Here is a 12,848-nt window from a genome sequence, read left to right on the forward strand (position 1 = left end):
GGAAATTAGCGTTAATGAAACATGCACCTTTTATAGCCGTGGAAGGCCCGATTGGAGCCGGTAAAACCACCCTCGCCACGATGCTCTCCACCGAATTGCAGCTTCCGGTCATTAAAGAAATTGTCGACGAGAATCCGTTTCTGGACAAGTTCTATCAGAATATGGACGACTGGAGCTTCCAGCTTGAGATGTTCTTTCTCTGCAACCGGTTCAAGCAGCTGGAAGACACGACTGTGCAGTACATAGATCAAGGGAAGCCGGTCATTTCGGATTATCATATCTATAAGAATCTGATCTTCGGGGAACGGACGCTGAAGGGATCGAAACGGGACAAATACCGTGAGATCTATCATATTCTGACCGATGATTTCCCCAAGCCGAACATTATTCTGTATATCCGAGCGGATCTGGATACGCTGCTGGCCCGGATTGCCAAGCGTGCGCGTACCTTCGAAGAGATCATTGCCCCTGCCTACCTCCAGCAGTTAATTGAGGATTACGACGATGCGATGGCATCACTGGCCCTCCGCGAACCGTCCACCGTAATCGTCACGATCGACGGAAATCAGGTGGATTTCGTGGAGAACCCGGAAGATTTCACCGCCATCGCGGAACAAGTAAAGGAGCTTATGAAATGAACACATATAACATCCCGGATCACGCCATTATTACGGTAGCCGGTACGGTCGGCGTCGGCAAATCGACACTGACCGCAGCACTGGCGGGGCGCCTGGGCTTCCAGACCTCACTGGAGCAGGTAGATCATAACCCGTACCTGGAGAAGTTCTATCACGACTTCGAGCGGTGGAGCTTCCACCTGCAGATCTATTTCCTGGCGGAGCGCTTCAAGGAGCAGAAGAAGATGTTCGAGCTGGGCGGCGGTTTCGTGCAGGACCGTTCGATTTATGAAGACACCGGGATTTTCGCCAAAATGCACGCCGACCAAGGCACCATGTCCCCGACCGATTATGCCACTTACACCAGCCTCTATGAGGCCATGGTGATGACGCCATACTTCCCGCATCCCGATGTGCTGATCTATATTGAAGGCAGCCTGCCTTCGATCCTGACCCGGATCAATGAGCGCGGGCGTGAGATGGAGATCCAGACCGACGTCTACTACTGGGAGCATATGCACGGCCGGTATTCCCAGTGGATCAACGAATTCAGCGCCTGCCCGGTGCTGCGGCTGAATATTGATGAGTATGATGTGAAGGACCCGGCTTCCATGTCGGAGATTCTGACCCGGGTCAGCGCGGTAATTAACCGGACTGCGGTGGGGAAATAAATAGTTAGATCAAAAAAGCAGCACCAGGGGGTTATCCTGGAGCTGCTTTTTTGATCCACCTTCCTGCAATGAGGCCACATCCATCACGGAATGTTAAAATACAATGGTTTCGGGGGCTACTCCATTGGGATATTCTTCCTCCCATACGGTTTTGTCCATATAGGCTTGATACCACATGTCGCCAATCACATCCGGATCATTGATTGCGCCAGTACCCGACTCCTTAATCAACAAGCCTAAAGAACGGTGACCAACAAAAATGCCTTGAGCAGCCAATGAAGTATGAAGATTAGCTACATAATTGCGCAGCCCTGAAAGAGCAATACCGATATTCCCCATCTTTGGGACGGGGTACATGGCAGATAATCCTGTGGTAAATAGTATGGAACCCTCATTCTTAGCGAGCATATCAGGGAGAACGGCATTGACAACTTGGATGGCACTGACCACATTGGCCTCAAATGCGTCCCTTACATTCTCTACGGTTAACTCCAATACAGAGGTGGGAGGATAGTTGCCTGCTGTAGGACTGAATTCCAGCACATCAATCTGGCCATACTGTGCTTTAATGTTACTGATCGCCTGTTCAATTTGTTCTTTACTGAAAATATCCGCTATGAAATAAGAGGCCTTAATACCCTCCGCTTTCAAGTCATTCACCATTTCTTGCAGCTTTGCGGCGTTTCTTGCGACTAAAGCTACTTGGAAGTTATTTTTTCCAAAGCTTTTCGCAATAGACATTCCTAATCCCTTACCTGCACCAATGATCGCTAGTGTTTTCATATCTGATTCTCCTTTTATGAATACGTGAGTGTAATTGACAACTATAATAGTAAAATATACAATTACAATGCTCAATGGTTGATATAATGCAGAATGACATTTAAACATCATTTTATATAAATTTGACTATTATTTATGAAGGAGTGGCTTATTATTGGGTAAGGATAAGGTGGATCTGCGTATTCTTAAAACGCGAAAAGCGATTAAGGAAGCCTTCTTGAGACTAGTGCAAACCAAAGGCTACGAACGAATTACTGTACAAGACATTGCCGACGAAGCGATGATAAACCGAAACACATTTTATTTACACTATGTAGATAAACCTGAGTTCATGGACAAGTTATTTCAGGAGAGCGTACAGAATTTGAATGCTTGCTTGAGCCTGGAGGTGAGCTCGATCCATGAGATGAACAAGGATATGTTCGGTACGATGATAAAAACGATTTTCGACAATATCGATGCAAACATGATATTCTTTAAAACCATGCTCACTCAAAACATTCACCCAAACTTCCCCATCTACTTAAAAGACGCTTTTAAAACGTTTATCTTCGCCGGAATCGGTGATTATCACCACGATGAAAAGCTGAAAATTGGTCTCGAGTACATGATATCGGGATTGGTAGGTGTGATTTGTCTATGGATTGTTGAACGTGAGAATTATAAGATGGATGACTTTATCGACCATCTGAGTGAAATTCATTATCATAACATGGTTGACTTGCTGAAGAATACTAGGTAGCAAAAACTGGGGAACCTGGGGCGAGATCACCATTGAGGTGTCAAGGGACAAGGGAGTCAATACGTTAAAAGTGATCACTACGGGCACAGAGGGCCCAAACCTGGATAGTATTACTGTTTGTGCGAAGTAAGCACGTATGAATCATTTTGAAGATTAATGAAGTAAAAGCGTCTTGGGAGCCTTAGGCTCTTGGGGCGCTTTTGTTATAATTTGGAATCTGTGATTTATCAAAACGATTTCACTGCATCTGAGATATGGGCAGTTTTTTGTGTTTGCTGCAGAAATAGAGAAATGGCTTAGATGAGCATAGTTCACAGGAAAAAGCTAGAAAAATAAATGCTACCGATGGATATTTCTCTTGTTTTACGCCTGTTTTAGGAGATTTAGTGAAGTCATTTGAAATAGTACATAAATACTTACAAATAAGATAAAATCGGATAATTTGTTTAGAGTTTGTTTAGAATAGCGTGATAAGTTAATTTGGGCAAATAAGGAAACGATTGAAGAAAGGAGTAATAGGATTTTAAAGAAGAGTAAGAAATAATGATAAGGGGATAAAGAAGAATGAGATTACAAGAGAAGAAGGTATCGGGAAGGCAAAGCGTACAAAGAATAATGCATAAGTTATTACTTTCTGTATTACTGGCTGTATTAATTGTAGTCGTTCCAAAAGTGGCAGTTGCGGCAAATAGTGATTTTACTTCAACACAGTTGAGGTTACCTGGGGCAAGTACTTTCAAGACTATAATTTCAACCTCAGATGGTGGATTTATCGCTGCAGGTCAGAATTCGACTAGAATATTGGTTAAATATGACTCCAATAAAAATATCATATGGCAAAAAGAATTTGGAAAATTCAGGACTATTACAGGTGTTTATCAAATAGACTCGGGCTATATTGTAGTAGGAGACAATTCTTCAGAAGGTTTAGTAAGTAAAATTGACTCGAATGGATCACAAGTTTGGATTAAAAATTTTGGTGGAAGGGCTCTTGATACTTTTACGGGTGTAGTAGTAAAAAACGATCGTGATATTTATATTGTAGGAAAATCTAATTCGACAGATTCTGAACTTCTCAATCTAAACAAAGGTAGTTATGACGCAGTAATAGTAAAGTACAATATGTACGGAAGTACTGAATGGATCAAAACATTTGGTGGTACAAAAGATGATAATTTTAATGCTATTCAATTACTGACAGATGGAAGTTTGGTTGCTGTTGGGGAGTCTTTATCTAATGATGGAGATATGTCTAGTGATCAATCGAACAGTGGAACAGCTATTGCTATTGTCTATGACGAAGATGGAAATGTACTCAAAAAGAACAGATTTGGCGGTTCTGCAAAAGAAACTTTAATTGGGGTTTCAAGAACTACCGATGGAGGTTTTATAGCAGCGGGTAAAGCAACCTCAAGTGACGGAGATTTGTCAGGATATACAACAGATGCTTCAGGAGCAGCTCTCTTAATTAAATATGATGCTAATGGCACTAGGCAATGGATAAAATTGTTGAATGGTGAAGGGATTGATAGTTTCAATTCAGTTACACAAATTACAACAGGAAACTATATTGTGGTTGGAAATAGTAATTCTATGAATGGAGTTTTTCAAAATTTAAATTATGGAAGAAATGATGGAATAATTACTGAAATTGATGATAAGGGGAATTTAGTGAGACTTGGAACTGAAGGAGGAGAAGGACAAGAATATTTCTATACAGGAGCAATTCTTAAAGACGGAAATACGTATGTAGCTGGAGGAGATACTTCATCTGGTTTAGATAAGTCATATCTAGGGAGTTCTACTAAAGAAGGATTTATTCATATCTTTGATTTGGGAATTGCAAGCAAAATTCCAACTTTCCTGCTAAGTACGTACAATACAACCAATAAGGATGTGGTTGTGAGCATTAATTATCCTGTTGGTTCATTTAATCCTCAGTACAAAATTGGTCTGAATGGATTTTGGACTAATTATATGCTACCATTCGAAATCAAATCTAATGATGTAGTGTATACCCACTATACCAATTCATCTGGAATTCAATCTGAAGATTTTAATTATGAAATTACAAACATTCATAAGCCCAAAATTCCTAAGCCAATAATAACTCCAAATATTCAAACAGCGACCAATGATAAAGTAACGATTTCCCTTAATGACAATTATGAATACAAACGTGAGTATCGTATTGATGGTGGGGAATGGATTAGATATTTTAATGACGATGAAATATCTGTATATGGTAATTTTTTATTTGAAGCTAGATCAATAGATGATTTAGGTAATATGTCGGATATAAGTTCTTATAAAATAAACAATATTATTCTTCCTACAGATGCAATATTTAGTTTAAGTACAACAGAACCTACTAATCAAGATGTGAAAGTAACTATAACCTACCCGGAAAATTCATATAAAAAAGAATTTAAGCTAGGAGATATCGACTACTGGTATTCCTATGTATCGACTTTTCCGATAGGTGAAGATACTACTCTTTACGCTCGTAGTGAAAGTATCTTAGGGATTAAATCAAACATTTCTTCAGTTAAAATTGCAAACATAGATAAAATTCCTCCAGGAAAACCAGTAATAACAGTTGATAAAACTGCTCCAACCAATACTGATGTCACTGTAACCATAAAGTACGCTGAGGATGCTGTGAAAAAACAATATCGTGTTGGAGGTAAACAGTTAGATTACACCGGTCCGATAACTATAAAAGATAACGATGTAATCTATGCTTATAGCTGGGATACAGTGGGCAATGCTTCAGGAGAGGTCTTTTATAGAATTGATAATATTGATAAAACTATTCCGTCAAGACCTACCTTTGAGGCAGACACGACCTATATACAAAAAGGTGATGTTACAGTAACGATCTTTTTCTCTAAGGATACAGTGTTAAAGGAGTATCGTGTTAATGGTGGTGCATGGACTGAATATCAGAATCCGGTTATTTTCACCCAAAATGGAAAATTGGAAGCGCGTGGAGCAAATAAGTATAATAAAATGTCCGATATTGGAAGTTATAGTGTTACTAATATTGACAAGGTACGCCCAGTTAAGCCTACAATCACCGCTGATATTACAACTCCGACTAATAAAGATGTGATAGTAACAGTAACTGCTTCAAGTTTTGAACCTACTGATAAACTTTATGTACAGAAAGATCACGGGCAATATATAGTTTATCCAATGGGTAGCAAATTTACTTTTTCAGTTAACGGCAGTATTGCTGCGTATATTATAGATGAGGCAAAAAACCAGTCACCAACTGCAAGTTACAGTGTGAATTGGATTTACAAAACTCCTCCACCGAAACCACAATTCACTGCTGATATTAAAACACCAACAGAATCTGAGGTGAACGTGACTATCCAAGCTAATGTTGAGGATAAATACTATTACCGCAAAGACCAAGAAGAGTGGTCAAGTTATACAAGAGGAACAAAAATAAAATTCACTTCCAACGGTTTTATTGAAGCAAAATCAATTGATCCAGCAGGTAATGAATCGCCTATTGGCAGATATGAAGTCAATAATATTGATATAATTCCACCTCCCGTGCCAGTGATAAGTCTGAGTACAACTAAACCAGCAAAAGGACTTACAGTCACAGCAGATTTTGGAGGAGAAACTAGATTGTATAAATCCTACAGAATAAATTCAGGGCAATGGGATTCATTTGGTGATCATATTTATCTGGAGGAAAATTGTTTTTTTGAAGTCAAGTCTACAGATTTAGCTGGGAATTCTTCGATTGGATCCTATAATATTACAAACATTGATAGAGTAAAACCTAAATTAACAAGGTTTGATGTATCAACTGAATACCCTACACCTACAAAAGATAATGTTATCATAACCCTTGCCTATGATGAAGAGGTAGTTACTGAATATCGGAATATAAAGATACAAGGTGATCCATTTAAGGCTTTTTCTGGTCCAAGCTTAATTTCAGAAAATGGGAACTATGAGTTTCGTGCAATAGATTTGGCTGGAAATGTATCAAAATCAAAGTTTTTTGTTGTTACAAATATAGATAAGACGGCTCCAACTGACGCTATCTTTAAAGCAGATAATATTTATCCAACTAATAAACCTGTAATTGTTAAAATTATATTTCCTCCAGATGCCATGTTCACAGAATACAAACTAGGAACCGGGGATAAGTGGTTGAAGATGGTGGGCTCCTATATAGAAGTGACAGAAAATACTACAGTATATGCACGTTCCAAAGATCAGGCTGGTAATATCTCAAATGTCACTTCTTATACAGTCTCAAATATTATATCGGATAGCAGTATGGTTTATAAGTATAATTATAATCCAATTAATGGAAGACTTGAATCCATTGAATATCCTTTAGGGGTTATCTACAAATTTGTATATGATAAAAATGGAAATTTAATTTCTTCGCAGCTTCAACCATAACTTTAATCAATGATATCGGAGGGTTTATATTGAGAAACAATCTATTTCTACGTAGATTATTAACCGCTTTTTTATGTATTACGATATTAATGCCGAATTATGAAATGAATGCCGAAACAATTAATCCTCAATACGAAAATAGTGAAAATATTCTAGGAATAGACCAGCCTAAGGGGGAGAAAGATTTATACAAAACCGTTGAAGATACGTTACCTCTATCTCCTCCCGACAATGTTGTTTCAGCAGTATATACTACAAGTAAAATTGATATACCAGTTGAACTGAAACAAATCGAGTTATTATCTTTAAAAAGAGCCAACCATAAAAATCAAAAACGAAGCAATAAATCTGTTAGTAGAAGAGTAACTGACTTAAGCAAAAATGAAATTGAAGAATTAGCTTCTGCTGGTGCGAGTATTGAAGATGTATATTGGATTAATTTAATAGTAAAAGAATCTCAAATCACTCCATTAAACCTACTAGAAATAAAGAAGAATGAATTTGAAAAGTGGGAAGAAATTAAATATGGAATCTTTAATAATGATTTTGATTTACCGGAGACTGTAAAAGAGACGGTTTATCAAAGTGAATTTAACAAAGATTTATCTTTAATACAACCATCAACTGTTAGCTATGATGTTTACAATGTGCAATCGCTTGAAGGAAAACTCAATATGGTATTAAGTACAAATGATATAAGTAGTTTTGCTTCCAATGTCAACAATGTATTTTATGGATTAGCAACGCAGCAGCAAATTAATCAGACAAACAAGCAACAATACTCTGATAGAAGCGCTTCTAGCGAACTAATTGATCCTACGTCTGGAGCATTAACCTGGAAAGAAAATGAAATCAGCTTGCCTGGAAGAGACGGTCTGGATCTTAATATAGGGATAATGTACAATTCAAACCAATCCTTTAGCTATATGCGAGATTATGAATCTAATGGACAAATCAAAAAATATAATTATCTTATCTCACGATATGATTTAGGTATGGGCTGGTCTTTTCAATTTCCTTCAGTCCAGTTAGAAGGGGGTTACATTTATTATCATAATGGACAAGGGGCGGTATACCGGGTTGATTTTAATGGGGGAGATAGTTTAAGTAGCTACACACACTTGGTAGGTTATCAGGGAAAGGATATACAGTTTTTACAAGATAACGGAAGCTATAGTAATGGTTTAGTGAGTTCATCTTATTATTTGCAGTATAGCGATAAAAAACGTGAATACTTTGCAAGTGACGGGCGCTTATTAGGAATTGTCGATCGATTTGGGAATGCGATCAAGTTTGAACACATAGATCGAATGACTTATGATGGACAAACTAATAAAGTTATTTCTGTTATTACGGATACCTTGGGAAGAAAAGTGAAATTTGATTACGAAAGTAATCTAAATGCAATAGAACCTTTTTATGGAGAAAACATTGTTCTAAGTACAATCAATACTGACGGAACGGAAGCTCAAAAGATAACCTTAACGAAGTCTCGAAGTAGTAATACATTTAATGGTAATCCTGATGGTTATTCACCTGCATTATGGAGGATAAAAGATCAAATTGGCCAAGTAACTACATTTGATTATGATACTACGACTTTCGCGAAATTTCAGTATGATCAAAAGAATGTAAGTAGTTACTCGGGTTATAATTCTTACGCTAGACTAGTAGGAATAAATTATCCTATTTCAATCACAAAGTACCAATATGAATTGGTTACAAGAAATCTTGGTGCTTACGGTTTTGGAGAAGAGTTTCGGATAAAAGCAAGAAATGATGTTGTGAAAAATACCTATAATCAGGTCAACTATACGTACAGTGGAGATTATACCGGATACCCTACGTATTCTGATCCTAATTTTTTGCCGGAATTTTATAAATTTTCATCTACTTCTACAATTCAAAGTCAATCAGCAACCAATGGATTATCAACGACAACACAATATAATGGATTGATGCAGGATGTAGCGACGATCTCACAAGCACAAAATGGCGAAAGAAAAGAGTTGCGTAACTCAGCATTTCATCCGGTTTATAAATATTTGCCGATAAGATCTTCAAGCGCTGACTTCGCAGTCGGTGACGACGAGAATACAGCAAATACTTTATATTCTGATATCACCTATACAGATTGGGGGGCAGTGGAGAGTCAGACTCAACCTTTAACACAGAGTCAAATCAATAATTCTAATACAAAGAACAAGTATACTACAACATTTACTTATGAACCTAATTATCATTTAATTAATTCGAAATCTTGGTATCAGAACGATTCCACCGGGCTTACTGAAAGTTACGAATACTATGAGAATGGCCGAATTAAGAGCTATACTAACCCTAATAATGAAATAACTACTTATTCTTATGAAGGCATGCCAGGTGATACAGCAAAAATTATTAGTGCTACTGAAGAAACCCTTACAGGCAATGGACTTAAAACTAGGACAACTACTGTTTACAGTTCAGACAGCAGTTATGCATATCCAACTAGCATAATTCAAAATTTCACTAATATTTCTGTTAGTGGTCAGAAGACACCTGTTACTATTGAAAAAAGTATGAAATATGATATGGGGACGGGACTCTTAAAAGAAGAAACTATAGACGGTAAGACAACGAAATATACCTATGACCTTATTGGAAGGGTTAAAAGCATTGTTTATCCAACCGTAACTAATCAAAAGGGTATAAAGTATGAAATCGAAGATCAATTTGAATATACAACTGGTATTTTTAGTTCTTCATTATTTGATCCTGAGAATCAATCAGTTTCAATGCTTCGGGTGAATTCCAAACGTAAATATACTCTTCAATATAATTGGAATACTACGTATTTATCCAACGAAAATGAGTATTATGATGGATTTGGTCTACTAAGATTGAAAGAAGTTAAAGATACAGGAGCAATTACCCAATATCATATTGATGATATGTCCAGAGCCATTTATGTAAAAGATCCAGTTGGGATTGATACTTCTGTAAAGTATGGTGCTTGGGGACAGCAGAATGAGGTATTAGATACTGACGGGAACCTTTATATCAATGAGCATAACCTTAAGCTTCGTAAAGAAACAAACTATATGGTAGAAGCATCTAAAGTTGCAGCATATCGCCAGACTAATGATGCACAATTTAAGAGTAGCTATATAGAAAAAAATTATGATCAATGGGGTCATTTACTCTTTAACGTTACGTTTAAAGAATGGCCCGTGCAAAGTGAGTCTTCAAAAATTTCCGAATTGTATAGTTACGATTTTGCAGGTAATATCATGACTTATACAGATCCTAACAACAATCAGAATAACGAAGGTGTGACAACTAGTTATTCTTACGATAAGTTGAATCGGTTAAAATCTGTAAAAGATTCACTCAATCAAATTACCAGTTATCAATATAATCGTAGTGGTCAAATTACGAATACTACCATTAAAGATAGTATAAACGGAACAGAGGTTACATTAAATAATAAAGATTATAATGAAATGGGCTTACTTTATAACAAGAGCGATTCTGAATCTTTTAAAGAGAACCAAACCTTTAATCAATCGGGATTACTGTCCCAAAAGATTGATCGCAATGGTACGGTTTTCAATTATCAGTATGATGAAAGGAATCAGGTAGTCAATAGTTTGTTGTCTGGAGCTGACGGAAAGACTCAACAAAATAAAGTCATTTTTGGAAGCGATGGAATTCTAAATGATACACTTGAACTCTACCAAGATGGGATAAATACAGCTTCACAGACGGCAACCATAGATACATCCAAGCGAGTTACAGCACTCTCTTCTAAAGCACCAACGGCAAACTACTCTACAGTGACTTCTTATATTTTTGATCCAATTAATCGTACTACAAGAATGGCAGGCAACCAAAATGGATTGAGCAGTTTTTATGTTAACTATCAGTATACTAAGCAACGTCTGAAAAAAGTACAAACCGATGGATTGGCTAATATAAATGATACTTCAACAGCAAACGTCAGCTACGAATACTTTCCTACAGGTAAAGTTAAAAGCATTATTTATCCAACCTTAGCAGATGGGAACATAATAAAATCAGAATATGATTATAATAGCTTGAATCAGTTGCGGACCTTAACGAATTATAAAGGTTCGAGTGTTATTTCTTCGTACACCTATCTTTACGACAACAATGGAAATATAACCACTGTGAGTGAAGTATTAGCAAACGGAGAAAGTAAGACTACAAGATATGAATATGATAAGCTAAATCGAATAAAAAGTATTATACCATCCGATGGAGGAAAAGCGGTAAGCTATGAATATGATCTGAGGGGGAATCGAAAGCCTGGTTCTAGTTATTTACCAGATCTGTTGAAAACTGCAAATATTAGCTATACTTATGATCTGCAAAATACGCTAACAGGAGTTACAAAAAATGATAGTTCAACGTTAATAAACTATCTGCCTAATGGATTAAGATATCAGAAGACAAGTGGTACTCTAAAAACACAATATAATTACAATGGGAATTCAGAAGTGATCTCTGAGACTAAGAGCAATGGGGAAAAGGCGATTTACGTCAGAGGAGATCGATTGCTAATAAAGAAAGATGTTACTAGCTCATCAACAAAAGACTACTATTATTTATACAATGGCCATGGCGATGTGGTACAGATTATCGACACCAATGGTGAAGTGGTTAACTCTTATTCCTATGACGTATGGGGCAATATCACAAGTCAGCAAGAGAGAATCCCCAATTCATTTAAATATGCTGGGGAAATTTATGATGAGGAAACTGGGCTTTATTATCTTCGCGCAAGGTACTATGATCCATCTATAGGGCGCTTTATAAATGAGGATACAGATGAAGGGCAAATAAATAATCCGCTTAGTCAGAATCTTTATATTTATGTGGATAACAATCCGTTGATTTATAATGATCCGTCAGGACATAGAAAAGATGCTGTAGGTCCTTCTGGCGGATCGGGTGGAGGAGTATTGCTGCCCCCTATAGTTACTGGTACGGTTATAAAAAAACTTGTGGATGGTTTGACCACGGGATTTGCTATAAATGCAGCGAGAATTGAAATAAATAAAGCTATTAAAAACAAAAAGAAAAAAGATGATCAAGTAATTCTTTATCATGCAACTAGAGCTGGGAATGTGGATTCTATACTTAAAGCGGTAAACGTTAAGGCTGGGAGAGAAAACACCGATTTTGGACAGGGATTTTATTTGACAAATGATCCCAAACAAGCGGAGAATTGGGCCCAAAGATCTCAAGGGGTTGTAATGGCTTTTGTTGTTGATGAAGATCTGTTTAAAGATTATAATGGAAAAAAATTTAGTACAGCATTTTCTCCGGGAGTAACAGGATTAACTGATTTTGTATATATGAACAGAAACCAACTCGGTACACATAGCTATGATTATGTAACAGGACCAATGTTGGGAAATCCTAAAACAAGGATAGGTACTAATGATAGGGGGGAGCCTATTGTGATTAATACTCCTCCTGAAAATTACAAATTTTGGGGAAATCAAATTAGTATTCATAACCAGCAGTTAGCATCTAGAATAGTACAAGGTTATATAGGTTCAAGATACTATGGTAAATAGGGGGAAACAA

Annotated in this window: 6 protein-coding genes; 5 read left to right on the top strand and 1 reads right to left on the bottom strand. The window is 37.1% G+C overall.

Annotation, left to right across the window (positions count from 1 at the left end):
• The first annotated feature begins 14 nt into the window (after nucleotides 1-14).
• Nucleotides 15-638: a deoxynucleoside kinase gene (locus MKY86_RS09280; RefSeq protein WP_076078256.1), complete on the top strand. Its 624-nt coding sequence runs from the start codon at nucleotides 15-17 to the stop codon at nucleotides 636-638.
• A complete protein-coding gene (locus MKY86_RS09285) occupies nucleotides 635-1,288 on the top strand; it encodes a deoxynucleoside kinase (RefSeq protein ID WP_076078258.1) in 654 nt (217 codons plus the stop codon). Before MKY86_RS09280 ends, MKY86_RS09285 begins: the two co-directional genes overlap by 4 nt.
• Before the next feature lie 93 nt (nucleotides 1,289-1,381).
• Here the strand turns inward: MKY86_RS09285 and MKY86_RS09290 are convergent, their stop codons facing one another.
• Entirely contained in the window at nucleotides 1,382-2,071 is a 690-nt protein-coding gene (locus tag MKY86_RS09290; RefSeq protein WP_076078260.1) for an SDR family NAD(P)-dependent oxidoreductase, read from the bottom strand.
• 154 nt (nucleotides 2,072-2,225) lie between these two features.
• On the opposite strand from MKY86_RS09290, the gene MKY86_RS09295 reads away from it, so the two are divergent.
• The 3 genes from MKY86_RS09295 to MKY86_RS09305 all read left to right on the top strand — a co-directional run bounded on the left by MKY86_RS09295 (nucleotide 2,226) and on the right by MKY86_RS09305 (nucleotide 12,838).
• Nucleotides 2,226-2,813, top strand: coding sequence for a TetR/AcrR family transcriptional regulator (locus tag MKY86_RS09295; protein ID WP_076078261.1), 588 nt, complete (start codon nucleotides 2,226-2,228; stop codon nucleotides 2,811-2,813).
• Nucleotides 2,814-3,377: 564 nt separating this feature from the next.
• Nucleotides 3,378-7,250, top strand: coding sequence for a hypothetical protein (locus MKY86_RS09300; RefSeq protein ID WP_076078263.1), 3,873 nt, complete (start codon nucleotides 3,378-3,380; stop codon nucleotides 7,248-7,250).
• Nucleotides 7,251-7,279: 29 nt separating this feature from the next.
• Nucleotides 7,280-12,838 carry an RHS repeat-associated core domain-containing protein gene (locus MKY86_RS09305; protein WP_076078264.1) on the top strand — a complete coding sequence of 1,853 codons (5,559 nt, stop codon included), beginning with the start codon at nucleotides 7,280-7,282 and terminating at the stop codon, nucleotides 12,836-12,838.
• Nucleotides 12,839-12,848 lie beyond the last annotated feature (10 nt).

The organism is Paenibacillus sp. FSL R7-0333, assembly GCF_038000365.1.
GTDB lineage: Bacteria > Bacillota > Bacilli > Paenibacillales > Paenibacillaceae > Paenibacillus_AQ > Paenibacillus_AQ silagei.